The 17063-nt window shown below is 52.2% G+C and carries 24 protein-coding genes; 1 reads left to right on the forward strand and 23 read right to left on the reverse strand.

The window, feature by feature from the left end; all coding sequences use genetic code 11:
* Positions 1–2 precede the first annotated feature (2 nt).
* Positions 3–3266: a hypothetical protein gene (locus AC2FC2_RS24380; RefSeq protein ID WP_490660032.1), complete on the forward strand. Its 3264-nt coding sequence runs from the start codon at positions 3–5 to the stop codon at positions 3264–3266.
* Between the two features lie 113 nt (positions 3267–3379).
* On the opposite strand, the gene gp17 is transcribed toward AC2FC2_RS24380, so the two are convergent.
* The 23 genes from gp17 to AC2FC2_RS24495 form a co-directional block, all read right to left on the reverse strand.
* Positions 3380–3709, reverse strand: a complete 330-nt coding sequence (gene gp17, locus AC2FC2_RS24385; protein WP_490660033.1) for a tail completion protein gp17 — start codon at positions 3707–3709, stop codon at positions 3380–3382.
* Positions 3706–4122, reverse strand: a complete 417-nt coding sequence (locus AC2FC2_RS24390) for an HK97-gp10 family putative phage morphogenesis protein (RefSeq protein ID WP_116690140.1) — start codon at positions 4120–4122, stop codon at positions 3706–3708. Before AC2FC2_RS24390 ends, gp17 begins: the two co-directional genes overlap by 4 nt.
* Positions 4119–4445 carry a phage head closure protein gene (locus AC2FC2_RS24395; protein WP_116690139.1) on the reverse strand — a complete coding sequence of 109 codons (327 nt, stop codon included), beginning with the start codon at positions 4443–4445 and terminating at the stop codon, positions 4119–4121. The genes AC2FC2_RS24390 and AC2FC2_RS24395 overlap by 4 nt, the downstream gene beginning before the upstream one ends.
* Entirely contained in the window at positions 4445–4771 is a 327-nt protein-coding gene (locus tag AC2FC2_RS24400) for a head-tail connector protein (RefSeq protein ID WP_261139708.1), read from the reverse strand. The genes AC2FC2_RS24395 and AC2FC2_RS24400 overlap by 1 nt, the downstream gene beginning before the upstream one ends.
* 42 nt (positions 4772–4813) lie before the next feature.
* Positions 4814–5977 carry a phage major capsid protein gene (locus tag AC2FC2_RS24405; protein ID WP_261139710.1) on the reverse strand — a complete coding sequence of 388 codons (1164 nt, stop codon included), beginning with the start codon at positions 5975–5977 and terminating at the stop codon, positions 4814–4816.
* 1 nt (position 5978) lies between these two features.
* Positions 5979–6659 (reverse strand): HK97 family phage prohead protease, encoded by a 681-nt coding sequence (locus tag AC2FC2_RS24410; RefSeq protein ID WP_182825090.1) that lies wholly within the window; start codon positions 6657–6659, stop codon positions 5979–5981.
* A 17-nt stretch (positions 6660–6676) separates the two neighbouring features.
* Positions 6677–7945 carry a phage portal protein gene (locus AC2FC2_RS24415; protein WP_490660034.1) on the reverse strand — a complete coding sequence of 423 codons (1269 nt, stop codon included), beginning with the start codon at positions 7943–7945 and terminating at the stop codon, positions 6677–6679.
* Complete coding sequence (locus tag AC2FC2_RS24420) at positions 7945–9681, reverse strand: terminase large subunit (protein ID WP_490660035.1); 1737 nt, start codon at positions 9679–9681, stop codon at positions 7945–7947. The genes AC2FC2_RS24415 and AC2FC2_RS24420 overlap by 1 nt, the downstream gene beginning before the upstream one ends.
* The gene (locus tag AC2FC2_RS24425; RefSeq protein WP_037431317.1) at positions 9635–10099 is read right to left on the reverse strand and encodes a phage terminase small subunit P27 family; all 465 of its coding nucleotides are present in this window, start codon (positions 10097–10099) and stop codon (positions 9635–9637) included. Before AC2FC2_RS24425 ends, AC2FC2_RS24420 begins: the two co-directional genes overlap by 47 nt.
* A gap of 218 nt (positions 10100–10317) precedes the next feature.
* A complete protein-coding gene (locus tag AC2FC2_RS24430) occupies positions 10318–10518 on the reverse strand; it encodes a hypothetical protein (RefSeq protein WP_182825084.1) in 201 nt (66 codons plus the stop codon).
* Positions 10518–10856, reverse strand: coding sequence for an HNH endonuclease signature motif containing protein (locus tag AC2FC2_RS24435; protein ID WP_490660036.1), 339 nt, complete (start codon positions 10854–10856; stop codon positions 10518–10520). The genes AC2FC2_RS24430 and AC2FC2_RS24435 overlap by 1 nt, the downstream gene beginning before the upstream one ends.
* Entirely contained in the window at positions 10853–11146 is a 294-nt protein-coding gene (locus AC2FC2_RS24440; protein WP_490660037.1) for a hypothetical protein, read from the reverse strand. The genes AC2FC2_RS24435 and AC2FC2_RS24440 overlap by 4 nt, the downstream gene beginning before the upstream one ends.
* Before the next feature lie 30 nt (positions 11147–11176).
* Positions 11177–11431, reverse strand: coding sequence for a DNA polymerase III subunit theta (locus AC2FC2_RS24445; protein ID WP_064798900.1), 255 nt, complete (start codon positions 11429–11431; stop codon positions 11177–11179).
* 74 nt (positions 11432–11505) lie between these two features.
* Positions 11506–11790 carry an Acb2/Tad1 domain-containing protein gene (locus tag AC2FC2_RS24450; RefSeq protein ID WP_490660038.1) on the reverse strand — a complete coding sequence of 95 codons (285 nt, stop codon included), beginning with the start codon at positions 11788–11790 and terminating at the stop codon, positions 11506–11508.
* 123 nt (positions 11791–11913) lie between these two features.
* Positions 11914–12114 carry a hypothetical protein gene (locus AC2FC2_RS24455; RefSeq protein ID WP_262016984.1) on the reverse strand — a complete coding sequence of 67 codons (201 nt, stop codon included), beginning with the start codon at positions 12112–12114 and terminating at the stop codon, positions 11914–11916.
* 227 nt (positions 12115–12341) lie between these two features.
* Positions 12342–12605, reverse strand: coding sequence for an Rz1-like lysis system protein LysC (gene lysC / locus AC2FC2_RS24460; protein WP_490660039.1), 264 nt, complete (start codon positions 12603–12605; stop codon positions 12342–12344).
* Positions 12493–12879 (reverse strand): DUF2570 family protein, encoded by a 387-nt coding sequence (locus tag AC2FC2_RS24465; protein WP_262016977.1) that lies wholly within the window; start codon positions 12877–12879, stop codon positions 12493–12495. Before AC2FC2_RS24465 ends, lysC begins: the two co-directional genes overlap by 113 nt.
* The gene (locus AC2FC2_RS24470) at positions 12876–13406 is read right to left on the reverse strand and encodes a lysozyme (RefSeq protein WP_262016976.1); all 531 of its coding nucleotides are present in this window, start codon (positions 13404–13406) and stop codon (positions 12876–12878) included. Before AC2FC2_RS24470 ends, AC2FC2_RS24465 begins: the two co-directional genes overlap by 4 nt.
* Positions 13406–13669, reverse strand: a complete 264-nt coding sequence (locus AC2FC2_RS24475; RefSeq protein ID WP_490660040.1) for a phage holin — start codon at positions 13667–13669, stop codon at positions 13406–13408. Before AC2FC2_RS24475 ends, AC2FC2_RS24470 begins: the two co-directional genes overlap by 1 nt.
* 304 nt (positions 13670–13973) lie before the next feature.
* Positions 13974–14822 carry an antitermination protein gene (locus tag AC2FC2_RS24480; RefSeq protein ID WP_490660041.1) on the reverse strand — a complete coding sequence of 283 codons (849 nt, stop codon included), beginning with the start codon at positions 14820–14822 and terminating at the stop codon, positions 13974–13976.
* The gene (locus AC2FC2_RS24485; RefSeq protein WP_490660042.1) at positions 14819–15175 is read right to left on the reverse strand and encodes a RusA family crossover junction endodeoxyribonuclease; all 357 of its coding nucleotides are present in this window, start codon (positions 15173–15175) and stop codon (positions 14819–14821) included. The genes AC2FC2_RS24480 and AC2FC2_RS24485 overlap by 4 nt, the downstream gene beginning before the upstream one ends.
* Positions 15172–16149, reverse strand: coding sequence for a DUF968 domain-containing protein (locus AC2FC2_RS24490; RefSeq protein ID WP_490660043.1), 978 nt, complete (start codon positions 16147–16149; stop codon positions 15172–15174). The genes AC2FC2_RS24485 and AC2FC2_RS24490 overlap by 4 nt, the downstream gene beginning before the upstream one ends.
* Positions 16146–17063 (reverse strand): helix-turn-helix domain-containing protein (locus tag AC2FC2_RS24495; protein WP_490660044.1); only part of this gene is annotated, 918 nt, incomplete at its 5' end. The genes AC2FC2_RS24490 and AC2FC2_RS24495, both read right to left, overlap by 4 nt.

Consider the following 17063-nt stretch of genomic DNA (forward strand, 5'->3'; position numbering starts at 1 on the left):
AAATGGCTAATTTACCAGAAACACCAGGCTGGGAAGAAAAAATTTATCAGCTCGAACATGATGATAAGGCTGTCGGAGGTTCTGGCGGTATTGCGAACTTGCAAGCCACACAGCTAGCCAATAGAACTCAATTCTTAAAGACGTCTATGGAGTCAATGTCTGATTATAGAGAGTACACATTCTACATATCTGAATCAGACCCTGATGGAACTATCTCAGGTATGGCTAAGACGCCAATCGGTCATGCATTCCGTGTAGGATTAGGCGTAGGTAAAGGGTTTAAATACTACATAAATAACAATGGTGTCCCCCTTGGCATAAGCGAACTCCCAGGTATCAACGATATCAATTCATTGCAGGATGAGTTAGCCAATGTCAGCTATTTGCAAAGCGAGCTATACACTGAGATTGTATCGTCAGTTGATTTCAATGAAGTTGGGTCGATTAAAATAAATGACACATCTTTAATTAGAATTACGGATGTGAATACCCACGATGCATTTTTGAGTACGATCCAATTTTCTCAAGTGTCATCACCTGCTTTCACGAAGCGCTGGTATCTTCCAAATCACACACAATATTCAAATGGTGTAATATCGTCTAACTTTCAGCCGTTTTATTTATCCGATTTAACGCTGAATGAGTTCTCCGAGCTAACCGAGCGCTACGCACGTGTACGTTATACGTTGCCTGCTAATTTTAATGTGATTAACGAAAAAAACAGATTTCGGGTTATCGACACATCGGGGGCGTTCAAGCCATCTTACGCGGAAGTGTTAACATCTGAGACGGTTTCCTGTATATCCGCCCACGCCAGCAAGAATATCATGCAATTTCTTGTTGTTTTAACGGATGTTGTGAATGCGGGTTATGAGGGTAATGCATCGGGCGTTCTGGCATACATTGCGACCATGTTAAACGGCGCTCTGATGATGGCATATTCAGATACATACAGATCGTATGTATTACGTGAAAATCAGTTTGATATTATCGTCCCTCCAGGCGCGTATACTGTTGATGTTGCCGGTGATGTGGGTGTTGCCGCCACAATACGTCAGCGCAAAAAAATGAAATTTTCCCCAGAGGATAAATACACTCGCAAGATTGCTGACGTAACGAACAACACCGGGCTTGATTTTACCCATTATCCGGTTGAATTAAAGGTGACCTTTGAACAGGGAGAGGCCCCCTCGTCTGAATGCCTTGTGTTACTCGATGAGAAAGGAAACAACATCGATTGTCAGTTTGCGGGGGAATACCATACCAACCTGCGCAAGCAGTTGGATATCGGCAAATATGACGATGGTTCGTTGAAATCGGGGGCGGTATTCTTCAACGCTGATATTGCGGCGGGGAAGCAACTCTATGTACAGCTGAATGCCCATACCGCGCAGCAAACACATGGAGCTTACCCGCAATTACGACACGTTAGTGACGGTTATGATATTACCGTCGGCGACAACACCTTCCGTTTCCGTGACAGCAGTAATTTCATGCTGGGCGCGATTGTAGACAAAAGCGGCGTTGTACATGGCATGAGCCATTTTGCGACGTTTGCCGGTATGTTAAACGGTGCGTCAGACCTGACCCGGTTTTCATTCAAACCCTTGGTGCGCCTTGTCAGCACGGGGCCCGTATTCTCTGAGGTTGAAGTCATTGTTTATAACTCAGAAAAATACGGGATAGAGGCCGGATCGTTAAAACTCCGGATACGTTACCGCTTCTTCAAGTCTGGACAGGTTCAGATTTACGGCATGTGCAATGCGATGAAGGAAATTCCTGTTGGTAAATTGTACGGATTCGATATTCGTCTGCAGACGGGGGATACGACGTTTGTCGCGGACGACAAGTACAAAACGGCGCTGACACCTGCGGCGGGAACGTTCACCACGCCAATGTCATTGGCCGTCGTTCGCGCCTGCGGTGATACGCACCGCAATGGCACACAGTATGGTCCCAATCGGCCCCTGACCGCCTCTGCCGGTGGTGTCGGTAGTGGTGGTGTCCAGATGTATGCCGGTTGGCGATATACCTCTGTCAATGACAGCAGCTTCCTAAACTGGCCTGTTGAGAAAAATTGGGCATGGCCGTTTGAGTTCTGGATCGACTGCAATGAAAGGCAGGATAGCCCGCGTAATGTGGCTATCGAAGTCTTCAATCGTCCTGTCGGTTTCCTGGGTGCTGCCGCTTACCCAGGGCTTAAGCGAAAACAGATTTTGCCCGAACTCGCAGAGCTGTCTGAGTCTATTCTCGAATTCTGGGACGACGCTGCAAAGATGCCTGATTACTATGACTACTATGTCGGCAAGGGCGGGACAAAAACGTCGTATCACCGGCCATACACGACAGAGATTATTAAATTTATCCGTCACAAAAACAGCACATTCCAGAAGCTGTTCGGTGACTTTAAAAATTACCTGAACGCGAACTTTGGCCCGCTGGCAAACCTCGGCGATAATTACCTGTCAGAACGCTATGGGCTTGAATTCGCGGCGACATGCGTCATTCCTCCCTTGCAGTGGATGTATTTTACGGCGGTGAAAGAAAATGACACCGCAGCGATTGCGGAGTTGAAAGCGGGAATTAAAAACTTTGCTGACGCGATGGTTGACCGCTACAACACAATCGGCGGCATTCCCTTGCATGGCAAGTTCCAGACTGACGTTGGCAACGCAAACGCAATGGGTATGCGCGTGCTGGGGCTGGCGCTTTATGCGGGGTTAGATTCCGGCGACGTGTACAAAAATACGTTCGCCGGCGTCTTAAATCGCCTGGCAACGGTTTACCAGCTCATACCTGGCATCGTAACGGACAGCCAGAACGCATCACCGGCTGCTGATTTGTGGCTACCGTACCAGTCGTGGATTGCCTATTTCGCTGCATTCGCTTACAAGCTGGTTGGCCGTAAGGATCCGCCAATTGACAACGTGAATCTGTTACTGAGGGCCACGTCCGGCGCAGGTGCTCTGCGAGAGCTTGACTATTGCTGGTCTGAGGCGCGTCGCGGCCAACCACCTACCGTGGCCTGGGCTATGGCTGTATTGCTGATGGATAACCGACAGTCAACAGTAAACGCCGCTATTTCGCTTGCTGAGGCATTCAAGGCGGAGTTTGGCCCGCGCCCCGGTTATCCTGGTCGATTTTATGGATTCAGTAATGTTACGTCGGAGGACGTAAACGGTCGGCCTGGGACTAACATTCCATACCTGGCTTCCAATCTCAGTGACTTGTGGTTGTACTACCATTTCTATCAAACATCCTTATAACCAAAGCCATACCGGGTCTATTACAGACCCGGTCATTCTCAATCACAATCATTGCGATATATTTTGCATTATGCAAAATCCACTTTTATAGCTATGCATAATTAACCGCAAATCTATGCAAAATATTTCGCCGCGCTACATGCGGGTTCATAATCTTTAAAGGCCCGCATCTCCGCCGGTGCCAGAGGTTTGATCGCTTCCTGCGCTAACGCTCGGATAGCCGTCGCCTCATCCACGGTATCGGCATAGACATCGACCTGAACCATCACAGCAGTTTCCGCCGTGCCGCAAAACACATCTGCCGAATCCTCGCTGGGCAGCGAATACACGATCCACGGGGGACTCACTGCCGGCTTACCCTCGGCTGTCAGTTTGACGACATAAGGGTATGCCTGCCCGCCAACCAGTGGTTTCAGCAGGGGTTTGATATCGGCTTCAGTCATTTGGATAGCACCTTGTCGATAGCGGCGTTGGCTTTGTCGAACGCGGCCTGAACTGCCACCTCCTGTTTGCCGTCATAGGCGGGACGAATAAACGGGATCGCCACCATGTCAGACGTTCCCAATTCAACAAAGCGCCAGTAGAAAGCATTATTGCGATTACTGGCCTTACCCTTGCTTCGCACATGAACACCTGCGACGGCCTCACCCTGACGGCCACGCTGACTCACTACCACAATGTTTCTGGCCAGCTTGCCGGTTCGCTTAGGGGCCAGGCGTCGCGCTTCATCACGGAACACCGCAGCAGAAGCACGGGTGGCCTGTCGTAAAACGTTGCCGCTTTCCGCTTTGCTTAACACTTCCAGCTCTTTTGATAAGTCCAGAAGGCCGGAGAAATCCAGTTTCCCGCCGATCATAGCTTCACCCCCGTTTTGCAAAGTAGCTCCAGGCGCGTCAGGCGAACATCCGGCAGGGCAGATTCAATCTCGTAGGCCAATCCACGAAAAACCACACGGGAAGCGCTGGACACATCGTCTCGGTAGCGCATCCAGATGCGTACGGTTGCCTCTGACTTCTCCGCGCTGGAGGCCATCAACTCACGGCCGCTGATGGCTTTTACTTCGGCGGGAATTTTGTTGATAGCCACATCAACCCAGACTTCTTTTTCTTGCCCGGATGGCAACTCAACGGTTTCGAAATTCTGGATCATGATCCGATGCCTGAAGCGCCCAGGTTCCATTATGGTTCCTCCTCCACCGGTTCCACGCCGCGCCAATTTCGACATGACCACATTAAATTCTCTGCGGCCGCATTGGCATAAAGCTGTATCTCGCTCTGGCTGGTGCGGTGCTCAAACAGATCACCGAACACCAACAACATCGCTGATACAACCGGCTCCGGAATATCTGTTGCAACCTTCCATCGTGGGTCATCGCACCAACGCAAACAATAATTCAACGCGGCTTGCGCATAGCGCTTGATCAGCGCGTCGCGGTCGTCTCCATCAAATTCGATATGCTGGCGGAGCTCCTCGATCTGGACTACATCAGTGACAACAATCGCCATAATTAATCAGGGCGGCAAACACCGCCCTCTCCACAGTGGTTATTAGCCGCCAGCCGGCGGTGTGAAGCTACCTTTGATCAGCGCTGATGGGCGGTAGTGCGCCAGCGCCAGGCGCTCTTCACACAGAATGGTCAGCATGTTTTTCACGAAGTTGTCACGGTCTTCGCGGCTCACTTCAACGGTGGCATCCATGCGATCCCAGACCTGAGAGGCCAGGTCAAAACCACCCACGGTGAAGGTGCCCGCCGTTTGGGCGCGGGTAGGAACAACCGGCAAACCCCACATGATGTTACTGGTGAACGCTTGCGGCCCGCCGAAGATATAGCGGCCTTCACCGTCTTTCAGCAGGGCAATGTTATGCCAGTCACGCGGGTTCAGGATGATGCCCGAGGCGCTAAATTCTGACTCGGTGACCTGGAAGATCGCATGGGCGATCATGTCCGCTTTGGTGTCACCGGCCACATTCAGCGCAGTGTCATAGGCGGTTGCTACCGCATTGATGCCGGTCAGGTTATCCCCGGAACCGTCGCCGTTAAGCAACTGGTCTTCTTCCACCAGCGCCAGCCCGTACATCAAACGGTTATTGACGTAGGATTGCAGCATGGGCGCATCGTCCATCACCTGACGGGATGCCTGCACCCAGTGGGCAATGGTTTTCACGTTCGCCGTTTGCTTTTCGAAGGTCAGGTCAGATTCCGGCTTCTGCGCCTTCTCTTTCACCGGCTTGGCGCTGTTGGTGAACAGCTTTTCACGCACATATTCCAGTGAGTTACTGGAAATACGTCCCTGCGCCAGCAGGTCACGGATAACCAAACGGCGAAGGCCCGGCGCAACAATACCCGGTACCTGCATCGGCTGGATCAGCGAGCCGGCAGAGGTGGCATCACTCCCCAGGGATTTGTTGAAGGTCTTCGCTTCAAAGGAACCTGTGCTGCCGTTCCAGGTCTTAATCAGACCTTCTGCGGCACGCTCGGAAAAGTCTTTCTTGGCGTCTGGGTCTTCAGCGCCTGCGCCGCCTTTTTGCTCCAGATCGAACAGGCGGGTGCCGGATTTAGTCAGTTCCTCTTGAACCTTGACCAGATCGTCCTGCAGTTGTTTGGACACACGGCCCGTCTCTTCAATCTCTTTTTTCTGAGCATCGAAAAGCTGGGTCATGTTTTTCTGCGAATCTTCGATCGCCTTTTGAATTTGGGCTAATTCGGACATGTTATTTTCCTAATGATTGAGGGAATGAACTAATGCGCTCGATCAGCGCAGAGATATCTGTTTTGTTTTCGTCAGTTTCGGACTCACTCCGAACAGCCGACTTAAACCGGGCAATAAGCCCCACTGCCTGTGATTTGCTTAAACCCACTGAGTCCCTCAGCCAGTTCTCAACATCACGAATAGTTTCGATACCGTCGATGCTCTTCATCGCCGATATCCCGGCCTGTTCGTTTGCCGGGAAGGTGCACACGCTGATCTCTCTCAGCGCCGTAATGTTTTTGAAAATGCGTCCGCCATTTGCTGCCAGCGAGTAATCGTCTTTGGTCACGGAGAAACCGACGGACATCCCCTCAACGGTGCCATGCTGCATGGCTGCTTTCAGGTCGCTGGCACCGCTATGCCCTGGGGTGAGTTGCCCACGGACAAATAAACCTTTCGTGTCTTCCTGCAACGCATCCCACTTACCGACAGGCAGCTCCCAGGCGCGGTGGTTGAAGAACATCGCCACTTTGCGGGTTTGGGTTTGCAGGGTGTTTTTGAATGCGCCAGCGAGGATAATGTCGCCATCTGAATCGACATTGCCGAACACGGACGCATAGCCCTCGAAAATGCCCTGCGTACCGTCCCCAAGAAATTTGATTTCCGTCTCTTCAAAGGACAGCGTTTTTTTAATGTCTGGCATCAAAGCCCCCTAAAAAACTAAACCCCGCTTTCGCGGGGTTCTTTGCCTAAATCGGTGAGTGGTACGTTTTGCGATTGCCGCATAGCGACGTCTCCACCCGGTAACGGCGGATAGTTATCCAGGCGCCGCATTTCGTTAATTGTTCGCAAGCCTGCATCCCCCATTGCTTTCATGAAGGTGGCACGCGATGCAGAATCACCACGCAACAACCCATCGAGATTGTGTTCGGCGTGGTAACGCCCCAAATCAGCCGGCTTCACAATCCAGCGCTGAATACACTGCTCCCAGCGCGTGATATATGGCTGCAAGGTGTACTGAAGAAAACCGAGGTTCTGCTGTTCAAGGCCGGTACCAAATGACGTCGATTTTTCAACGTCGCCGACAAGGTGCGGCGGTACGCCAAAGAAACGCGCCAGCTCGCTGACCTGAAATTTGCGGGAGGCCATTGTTTCGGCGTCTTGCGGGCTAACACCGATATCGTGAGCCGTAAAGTTTGCCTCCAATATCCACAAACGTTTTTTCACCGGCCCACCGGCAATTTCCTTAAAGTTCTCCTCGACCTGATCGCGCTGTTCTTTCGTCATCACCCGGTCACCAACCGAGAGGATTTTCGGAGACTTGGCGCCATTGGCGTAAAAATCTCTCTGTTGGTCTTCCATCGCTACGGCAACGCCGCCAGATTTGGCCGCATGGGCGATAGGCGACAGCCCCACCAGGCCATTGAAGCCAAACCCTTTCAGGTGAAATATGTCGCGCTGTTTAAAGCGGGCGAATTCATGATCGCGTTGGTACTTGTAGACAATTTGCTTACCTTCCAGCAGCACATCCATATTTGCCGACTGCAACGGGATCAGGCTAATTACGTCGCCCAGCCCATTACGCTCGATCAGCGCATAGGCGTTGCCGTAGAAACACAGCTGCATGGTCATTGCCTCGCGAAACTCCTGCGAGGTCATGTAGGGGTTAGGTGAATACCGCAGCAGGCGGGCCAGAGAATTATCCAGCCCCACTTTGGTTCGGTTATCTGCCTTACTGGTTTCGAACACGTCCAGCGGTAGGCAGGCGGTCAGCGTCGATATCAGGCTAACGCATCGCCACACGGTAGATATTTGTAATATCCGTTCATCGGTAATAACGGAATCACCGAGAGAGCCGCCAGCGGACACCGGGCCAGTTTGCGATCCCTGATTAGGGGTGACCAGGCGTCCGCCCACGAACCACGACGCCGCACGCGCCCACCAGCCGTTATTGGTGCGCAGGTCAATACTGTAATTATTTTCTGCCATCACATACTCAACGGTCTGGAAAGGAAATCATCCAGGTTGAAATCGTCCTCAACCTCCCCATCAGCTGCCCCAATGGCCATTGCTGACGCAACCACACCATCTATTCGACCGGTGCTTTTTTTCTTCGCAAATATTCTGTTGTTCTTCTGATCCGTTTCTATAACCGCCGAGGCTGCATTCCAGCGCAGACAAGGGTTAGTCAAAATCTTAACCTCCTTGTCATCCAGTAGCCCTTCAAACAGCTCGATAGAGTGCGGCATCCACAACCCAGAATCGGCCGCCTTGTAGAAACCCTGCCCATGCTGAATAAGTGGCACGCTCACATCAGCCTCTTCCAGTTCTGGCTCCAGGTATTTGATTCGGTATTGGTCGAAGGCAATCGCTTTGATGTGAAATCGGAGGGCCAAGTCGGCGATCCGCTCGGCAACGAATCCGTACTTCACCGCATTACCCGGCGTTGAGAAAATAAAACCTTTCTTTTCCCACATGTCATACGGAACACGGTCAGTTTTAGCACGGTGAAGCAACGTTTCTTTCGGCGTCCAGAACTCGACCATCAACCGCTTACGCTTCGGAAAATAAAGCGCAAGCGCGGTTAAATCTCGCGTCCCTGACAGGTCAAGCCCGCCGTAACACTCCTCCCCGATCATCTCGTCCGGGTCAAAATCAGACTCGCACCCCATCCAGACATCGCTACCCATCCACGGGTTAGCCGCATCAACCCACTGGCAAAAGTTAAGCCGGCGGACAATGCTTTCTTTGCCTGGCATTCCGCGTGCCTGGGTAACCTGTTCACGCAGATATCGCTCGTTGAATGTGTGGCCCAGTGACGGGTTGGCCTTCTTCCAGCACGACTCATCCTTGAAAGGATCATCGCCTTCATCAAGGGAGCAAATGAAACTGAAGAAGCTGTCATCCTCTTCCATTCCAGCCGCAATCTTCCGACCATATTCGTGATAGTCGTAGCAGACGCTCGTTTTATCGTGGCCGCTGTTGGTTATCATGAAAATGAGCGCTTGCCGGCGACCTTTCGTCCCCGCACGCATCATCTCAACAACCTGGTTGCTTTTGTGCTCGTGTACCTCATCGATCAGTGCGCAGTGTGGGCGCGGGCCAGACTGGCCATCGTCGGAACTTATTGGACGGAAAAACGAACCTGTCTGAACAAATGCCAGGTTCCACTCCTTCCCGGTACCGCCTGACTTATCTATCCGTTGTGATAACGCGGGCGATTGGTCAACCATTGCAACAGCATCACGGAAAAGGATCATCGCCTGGTCTTTTTTGGTGGCCGCTGCGTAGACTTCAGCGCGAGGCTCTTTGTCAGCAACCAGGCAGTACAACCCGACACCTCCCGCCAGCGGGGATTTACCCGATCCTTTACCAGACTCAACGTAAACCATTCGAAAGCGCCGATATCCGTCGCTGTTCTTCCATCCAAAAATGGAACCAATGACGAAGCACTGCCAGGCTAACGGAATAAAGGATTGACCTTCATGCTCACCACCGTTCAGCTTGAGCACTTTCGAAAAGAAATCTATTGCCCGCTGAGCGGAATCTGCATCCCATGCCAGCCCGCGTGCCGGGCCATGTTCCAGATCACGCAGGTGTCTGGCGCAAGCATTACGAATATCAGGCCCAGCAAGCTCTTTACCCGAAGTTACGTCCATTGCGTATTGGGTTGCGGGATCAACCGAAGAACTGGTTGAGCGGGTCTTCTTCTTTTTCTCCACCATTGACTTGCACCTTTGACCTGGCGGCCGGCGTCAGACCAAACTCCACCAAATAACTTTTAAATCGCCGATCGGCGTCTGCCAGCATGGATACGGCCGGGTTGGCCTTAATCAGAAAACCGCCCTCAGTCTGAACCGTATAGGTGCGGCCCTCATCGGTGATCGTGTTTCGGAGCTGGAGGATGTCAGCATAGATATCGCACAGGCGCTCAAGTGCAAAAGTATCTGCAACGGTCAAAACGCCCATACCATCGAGAAGAACGGTCATCCGCCCCCAGGCAGTCTTCCCCCAATCAGTAAGGTGAGAGGGAGGGCTGGGAATTTCGCGGGCGGGTTGCGGCTCATTATCATTAAGTTTTCTTTTGCCCGGATTGCCGGTCACCAATTTTAATTTGGTCGGTTTCGGGCGACGACCGGCCATAGAAACCTCCCATCAGACGGCGAAAATTTATTGATTAAACGGAAAATGATTGCACATGAAACCATTTTAAAATGATTGAAAAATCACCCAGAAAAAAACTTTTCATTTCGCGGTTGTGCACAGAAAGGACGGTGATAGGTCATTCGGAGCAAAGGGTTTGAAGTTTTCCCCTCCCCCCTCGATTGATGCGAATCATTATCATTGCACTTGCAATCATTTCACTTTTCAATCGTTTCCATACCACCCGTTTGAAGCTCGGCACCGATGAAACCGAAGGCCACCATAGCCTCACCGTCAGGGTAACTGCGCAGCACGTCCCGCAACCTTTCCTCGGCTTCCTTCACCTTCGCCTGGCTTTCTTCTGATAGCGAAGCAATCAGGCCCTTGAACATCAGTAACGTTTGTTGGTCTTGCGTCATCACTTACTCCAGTGCGAGTTAGGATCGAGCGGCATACCGTCGGCATCACATCCGATGACCGTGCCGCTCTTCTCCATCCGCTGCTTTGTGCCGCTGTGGTGAGGGGTACATAGGCCCTGCCAGTTCTTCTTGTCCCAGAACAGCTTCTGCGCCTTCGCTACCGCTGCTGAGTTGCCTGACTTAATCGCATCCTTCAGCTTATGCGGTTCGATATGGTCAACAACAACGGCGGCTACCGTTCGTCCCTGCTGTGCGCACATGACACACAGCGGGTTTTGTTGGAGGAATGCCCGGCGTGCCTTATCCCACTTGCTACCGTATATCCTCGGCTCTTTCACGCGGTGCCCTCGCTTTGCGCTACTGGGTTGGTGTACGTCGCAACCGTTCGGTTGTTGCTGTTGGCCAGATAGGCAGTATCACCAGGCATAAGGGTAAGCTTCAATGGCTCGCCGGTGCTGGTATCACCATAGATTGTTTTCTCTACCCGCTTCCATTCGATGGAATCAACGGCATAGATGATTTCGTTTCGGTTAGCAGTGACAATTTTCAGTGTGTACATGGTGGTTTCTCTTATTGGTAGTGGTAATAAAAAAGCCACCGGCCCGCTGATGTAGGTTGATGGCTTCATACATTAAAAAACCCGCCGGAGCGGGTTGTGTTATTTCTTGCCGTTGGCCTCTGCCATTTGCTGATAAACCGCTGATGAGCCTGTTGGTAGCCTTTTGCTCACCTCTCTGTAGTGAGCCACGCGCTCGCGGAAGTATTCGCGCAGGTGCGCTGGCTGTTCATTCTCTACCTGCATCGCTATCACCGGCATGTTCATGCGCTCTTTGTAAGCAACGCCTGACGCAGCGAGGTCAACGTTCACTTTATCCATTTCTTCTTTTGGCAGATTGCCGAGATTGTATGACATGAGATCCTCCTATTGGGGAGGATTATACATCAGCATTATCAGTGGCACTCAGTGAATGCCACCTGTAATGCCTATTAACAATCCGCATCCGGACGAGCCACTGCACGACAACCCCACATGCAGGCTTCCTGCATCTTGGTGCGGGCAATAGCCAGACAGCGCATAGCCTCCCTGCGATTGTCATCTTCCGGGGAACCAGCCTCTACCGTCTCCAGCGAGAGGTGTGTGCGTTCGATGTCGAGTTGTTCGCAAAAATTACGACTGATATCTTTCAGACTATTCATTTGCTCAATATCGTCAGCGGTCAAGGTGCGGTATCCCTTCACTGTGCTGGCATCTTGCGGTTTAGCTTCGCTCATATAGAACTTCCTGCTGGTTCGTTGGATATAACCTCGGCGATGCAGTTGAGCACCACGCGAAGATTCAGTGTATTTATTCTGTCAAAGGCACTCAGAGAATGCCTTTTGCAGAATTTTATAAATTCAAGCCAACTGCAAAACGCCGTGCTCTTCCGAGTCCGAGTAGGCGATCAAGCCGTTGTACTCCGCAATATTCTGACCATCCTCAGCCTCAAATGCTGGAATGGTACCGGTGGTAATGGTGTATGACGGCTGTCCGTCTTCTGCCGCGAAACGTGCAAGCTCCTCAATCTGCTCAACTGTCAGCACGAGCGGTTCAGACAGCTGTGCTTTCTTCCCCAAGGAAGAGATCCGCAAAAGCTGCTCTTCGACCCGATCGAGCGCAGAGGAATCTACATTGACGGTCACGGTGATTTCATTCGGCTTGTCATCTTTTGGAATAATTGTTGCCATCGTTTTTCCTTGTTTCGGTGGTGGGGGCGGAGGCGCTGGACGCACAACCCTATCCCCTGGCTTATATGGAGGTGGTGTTGGGGCTTTTCTTCCCATGATTATCTCCCTACAGATGCACGCCACTGGTTCAGCGTGGCCACCTGGCCGGCGCAGATTGATAGTGCTGTTTGAAGTTGCAGCGTATAGCTGCCAGCATCGCCCCATGTATCGCCTTGCAGTGTTGGCTGTTCGCATGGCTTAAATACTGACTCAGGGGGTAACAGAATTATTGGCGCTGGCGGCGTTGGTATCCGTTCCGCGCAGGAGCTCAAGAACAGCATCAGGCATGCGCTCAGCAGCACATTTGTTGTTTTTGATCGCATCCTGATATTTCCTCTGGTAAATTTCGCCCCGCTGGCGCAGTTGCTGCTCTCTCTGTTGCTGTTCGGCCATCAGCTTGCGGTTACGGGCGTCCTGTGCCTGCATGGTGGCGATCAGTTCGGCCTGCTGCGCCAGCGTTTTTTTCTGCTCTGCTACCTGCTGCCGCGCCAGCTCCAGTCGATGCGATAAAAGTGAGCTGTAACCACCCAGGCAGATTGACGCCACCAGCAGGAGAAGCATTCCCCCGCCGGCCAGTTTTGAGAGCCCGCCGCTCATTTGTCTAATCCCCAGCATGCCAGCTCGGCTTCCTGGTCGCGCCGCACTATCTGCCCGTAGCAGTTGTTGGCGCGGATACGGCAATCACGGCCACCGTCGTATATCCAGCGGCGAATTTCGCGACAAGCGCCGATGCGGTCACCGGCATTCAGTTTTTTGTAGAACGTCGAGGTGAAGCATTTTGCCGGACCGATGTTCCACGGGCAGAAAGAGGCGATGCCGACCTTCTGGGGCTCGGTCAGTGTTACCTTGACGTTGCGGTCCACCCAGTCGAGCGCCTTTTTCTGCTCGGCTGCGTCAATCTGTTTGCACTGCTCGGCGGTCAGGTGCTGGCCCTTAACGACCTTCTGGCCGCTGACCATTGTCACCCCACCGCAAATGGTCCAGATACCGACACCATCCTGATAGGCCGTCTGCCGCTGACCTTCCTTCTCATCCTGAAACTGCGACATCATCACCGGGGCAGATGCGCCGGCAGCGATTAGCGCCAGCATGGCGGCACTGAGTTTGGTTTTTGCCGATGCCACTACTCACCCCCTATCAGGTCTACGTCCCGCGCACTGATATTCTTGTTTGAGCGGTCAATGAGGTACATTTTCAGCAACTTCTCGCGCCGACATCTAAACCAAACACCGACGACACACCCAATAACAGAGCTAAGAATGCCGACGAAAATACCGATCACCATCCACTCACTGGGCGAAAAATAATTTATCGCCCCGAGAAGCAGGCCAATCAGCCAGCCCCCATGCGTGGCGCTATCTGCAATTTTTTCCGGCATGGTTCTCATACCTCCCCCTTCCGGGGATTAGTCCCGGCTCCGGGTGATGGATAAGGATTAGCGCCGCGAATGCGAGGCGACATACGTCATTGAGTGAGGCATTGGGCGCTAAAGACGGAAAAGGCCACCCGAGGGCAGCCTTAAAATGTTTTGTAGTGTCCTGCGGTTTGTCAGGATTTCAGAAAGCAAAAAGCCCGCACAAAGGCGGGCCAATCAACGTCAGGCGCATAATACCCATCGTTAGAAAGAAATTACCACAGTTTCGGGAAAAGTAAATAGCTCGCGATAATATTGCTCACTATTTTTTAGTTCACTATTCTGTTGTCTCCTTTAACGCAGCATCAGCCATGGACTCTTCTATTTCTAAATGGGTTATCATTTCGTCATAGAACGGCTTAACAGACTTTTTCCAGGTATCCAACGATATGCTGGGGGTGATGCATGAGATCGCCCTGTACGCCTGTGTTGATGGCATGCGTTCATAGCCGCGACCCGAGCAACGTTTGCATGGTTTCCGCACTGGTACGCCCTGCCGTTCTGACTCTTCCTTGTCGAGCGCTTCACCGCGCCCTCGGCAATCATTGCAGGCCGTTTTTATAATTTGCTTACCGTTGCATTTCGGGCAGACCTTTCGAGTCGTGTCGTAATACTCATACTTCACCCGCATCTCGCCCTTAAAATCACCCGTAAATTTTGGCATAAGGCCTTCAGGCAGTTGTCTACGCTCAGTATATGGCGTTTCATCGTGCGCAATTGCCAGGCGGTTCATAACAAATTTCGTCTCCTCAATAAACCCGTCATCGCAGGTATCACAGGGAACCTCACTGGCAGCGCTACGGGAATAATCCAGGAAGGCAAACACAGCTAGCGTGAAAATTACTCTGGCTTTTATCTCATTCGGTAGCTTGCGGATTGCAGCGATCTGGTCGCATCGTGTGATTGCGTGCTTGGCAAGCAGAACCACTGCCTTCGCTTTGTCCGTTTCGCTGATGCCTACCTTTCCGAGGAACGCCGCAAAACCAAACTCTGCTTGGGCCTGACACATACCCAGCGCCCCCATCACATCGCTGATGCTTAATGAGTCTGAGGCCGTTGCGGGCGTTGAGTCGTTCAGTGTGGGGGATTTTGGTGAAAAATATCTCGCTATAGATTCAAGTCTCATGCTATTTCTCCAATAATTATTTGGCCTACTTCGCCCCAAACCTTTGTTACTCGACCGTCCCAGATCCGGCAGTCGTCCTCAAAAATGGCATCCAGCAACGCCTTTTCCAGATTGTCTTTATCTGGCTTCTGCTGATGCGGCTTACCGGCCATCTCGGCGCGTTTCTTCTTGCTCCAGCTATCTGGCATGGGTAATACAAACGTCACGTGATAGCCGCTCTCAGGCAGCGATATACGGTGCAATCTCACCTCGTCGCAAAATGCCCGATAGCGGAGAACTGGCGGGCGCTTGGCCCACCGGTCTTTTTGTGTCTGTCGAGGTTTTGGGATTGGGACTATGTTGTAACTCTTCATCCCAATGCTCCCACGCCGTAGGAATATTCCATGAACTGGGCCAGCAATACGGCCTGACTGCCGTGCTCTGCTTCCCAGGCATCCGGGTTATCGTGGAGTTTCCGGTGGCAGTCACGGGCTAACGGGATTGTCAGGTAATCGCTGGGTTTCGTCCCCATACCTCCCAGTCCATGCCCGATAATGTGGTGTGGATCATCAGCGCGGCGGCCACAACCACAACAGCACGTTTGCGACTTAACCCAACGAGTCCATTTGCTGTCTTCGACGCGGGTCAGTTTTGGACGCAGCATGAAGGCTTTCGGCGGCTCTGGGTCAACAGTGAAAACTTTAATCGCCGTTTTGGTCAGAACCTCTGTAGGTGCAGGGCCAACCTGCATGTCAGATTCCTTTTTCGGGCCTGATACGAAAATCGGTTTCGGCAAGCCAAGTATTTGCGCTGATACGTCATTGGGGATCAGATCAACTACCCCGGAAATAGCCGCCCACAAAATAAGCTCAGGAATTGTCAGTTGCCCTTCCGACTTGAGCCGCCATTTCGCTGTTTCAACAACCCAGCGAGCCATGTTTACGTTCGCTATTGCATCAAGCTTTGGCGATATATGCCCGTCAGTCTTGTTGTCGCAGCCCCAGCAGATACGCATTGCAGCATGACCATAACGACGGGTTTCCAGTTGACGTGGCTGCTCGTCTCCGCAGTACTGGCATCCCGTAAAGCGCGTTGCCCAAGCCTCCATTGCGTTGATACCACCAGCAGCGCCAATAACCCGCTCATGCTGGAAGAAAGACTGCAGGCGCGGATCGTTCGCTATCTCATGCTCTACCTTCGGCAAAATCCCGTCTGGGAGGTCTTTCATCTCGTCCGGCAGTGTTGATACCAAAACACGGCCTGTCAGGTGTGAGAGCAGCTCGCCACCAGCTTTGATCATCGCGATGCCCAGATCGCGCTGTACATTAGATTTCACTATTGCTCTCATGCCAACGCTCCTGCCATTGCGTATGCTCGGGTTAAAATTGGACGCCACATCTGGCGGGCCTTACTTTCGTCAACATTGCCGAAACCGTTTTTGCGTACCTGCTGCTGAGCTCGTTTTTCTGCAGCGTTCGCTGGCATACCTGCATCACGAATTAGGCGGTCAAATGACTCATCGAAATCTATCTCGGGGATATCACCAACAGGCGGATCCTGACGTTGTTGCTCCACTGCATCGGCCATTGCTGCTTTGCGAGTGCGCTGTACATTCCAGGTTGTGGCCGCGGCCAGGTAGCCGCTGAAACGTACCGGGTCAAAAATCATCTTGGCGCTGAGCAGGTGTCCCTTCGTCGGGTCGCTCAGCAACAGGCTTGCGCGGTGCTCTGCCACCAGTTTCAGCTCCTCGACGCTGTTGCCTTCCGACAGTCGCTCACAAATTTCTCTCAGGGTATCGACGCGCTTTGGCGTTCTGCCGTTGATTTTAAAATTCAAGAAATCCAGCACTTCCCCAGCCATGCCCGATGTATCCGCCGCAGGTTGTTCAGTCTGGGGGGCTATGGGGGGTTTTTCTTTTGGTTCAATGACTGGTTCAAAAGAGTGACTGGTTCTGGTGCCACCTGCTGGCATAGGGGGTGTGCTTTCTGACGGCATACCCTGTGCCTCCTGCTGGCACACCCCTGTGCTTTTTGGCGGCATAGGGCTATGCTTTTTGACGGCACAGGGGGCTGTGCTTTCTGACAACACAGGGGTATCCAGCGTCAGGTAATACAGGTTAGAGGTGTTACCTTTGCCGTTGTTAACACCCAAACGGTTCTCTTTGGTGATTAATCCCATCTTAATCAACGCCTCAATGTGCGCCCTCACAGCGCTTTTGCTGCACTCGCAGTGGTCAGCGACATGCTGATAGGAAGGCCAGCA

It is taken from the genome of Serratia sp. CoH_122_TC_1 (assembly GCF_058191755.1).

What these genes read in the sequence shown, in the direction of transcription:
- AC2FC2_RS24445 (WP_064798900.1), bottom strand. Translation starts at nt 11,431, where the DNA reads ATGTCATACAATCTCGGCAATCTGCCAAAAGAAGAAATGGATAAAGTG.
- AC2FC2_RS24420 (WP_490660035.1), bottom strand. Translation starts at nt 9,681, where the DNA reads ATGGTGGAGAAAAAGAAGAAGACCCGCTCAACCAGTTCTTCGGTTGAT.
- AC2FC2_RS24440 (WP_490660037.1), bottom strand. Translation starts at nt 11,146, where the DNA reads ATGAAGCCATCAACCTACATCAGCGGGCCGGTGGCTTTTTTATTACCA.
- AC2FC2_RS24430 (WP_182825084.1), bottom strand. Translation starts at nt 10,518, where the DNA reads ATGACGCAAGACCAACAAACGTTACTGATGTTCAAGGGCCTGATTGCT.
- gp17 (WP_490660033.1), bottom strand. Translation starts at nt 3,709, where the DNA reads ATGACTGAAGCCGATATCAAACCCCTGCTGAAACCACTGGTTGGCGGG.
- lysC (WP_490660039.1), bottom strand. Translation starts at nt 12,605, where the DNA reads ATGCGATCAAAAACAACAAATGTGCTGCTGAGCGCATGCCTGATGCTG.
- AC2FC2_RS24380 (WP_490660032.1), top strand. Translation starts at nt 3, where the DNA reads ATGGCTAATTTACCAGAAACACCAGGCTGGGAAGAAAAAATTTATCAG.
- AC2FC2_RS24405 (WP_261139710.1), bottom strand. Translation starts at nt 5,977, where the DNA reads ATGTCCGAATTAGCCCAAATTCAAAAGGCGATCGAAGATTCGCAGAAA.
- AC2FC2_RS24465 (WP_262016977.1), bottom strand. Translation starts at nt 12,879, where the DNA reads ATGAGCGGCGGGCTCTCAAAACTGGCCGGCGGGGGAATGCTTCTCCTG.
- AC2FC2_RS24425 (WP_037431317.1), bottom strand. Translation starts at nt 10,099, where the DNA reads ATGGCCGGTCGTCGCCCGAAACCGACCAAATTAAAATTGGTGACCGGC.
- AC2FC2_RS24410 (WP_182825090.1), bottom strand. Translation starts at nt 6,659, where the DNA reads ATGCCAGACATTAAAAAAACGCTGTCCTTTGAAGAGACGGAAATCAAA.
- AC2FC2_RS24450 (WP_490660038.1), bottom strand. Translation starts at nt 11,790, where the DNA reads ATGAGCGAAGCTAAACCGCAAGATGCCAGCACAGTGAAGGGATACCGC.
- AC2FC2_RS24415 (WP_490660034.1), bottom strand. Translation starts at nt 7,945, where the DNA reads ATGGCAGAAAATAATTACAGTATTGACCTGCGCACCAATAACGGCTGG.
- AC2FC2_RS24480 (WP_490660041.1), bottom strand. Translation starts at nt 14,822, where the DNA reads ATGAGACTTGAATCTATAGCGAGATATTTTTCACCAAAATCCCCCACA.
- AC2FC2_RS24390 (WP_116690140.1), bottom strand. Translation starts at nt 4,122, where the DNA reads ATGATCGGCGGGAAACTGGATTTCTCCGGCCTTCTGGACTTATCAAAA.
- AC2FC2_RS24395 (WP_116690139.1), bottom strand. Translation starts at nt 4,445, where the DNA reads ATGGAACCTGGGCGCTTCAGGCATCGGATCATGATCCAGAATTTCGAA.
- AC2FC2_RS24490 (WP_490660043.1), bottom strand. Translation starts at nt 16,149, where the DNA reads ATGAGAGCAATAGTGAAATCTAATGTACAGCGCGATCTGGGCATCGCG.
- AC2FC2_RS24485 (WP_490660042.1), bottom strand. Translation starts at nt 15,175, where the DNA reads ATGAAGAGTTACAACATAGTCCCAATCCCAAAACCTCGACAGACACAA.
- AC2FC2_RS24400 (WP_261139708.1), bottom strand. Translation starts at nt 4,771, where the DNA reads ATGGCGATTGTTGTCACTGATGTAGTCCAGATCGAGGAGCTCCGCCAG.
- AC2FC2_RS24475 (WP_490660040.1), bottom strand. Translation starts at nt 13,669, where the DNA reads ATGAGAACCATGCCGGAAAAAATTGCAGATAGCGCCACGCATGGGGGC.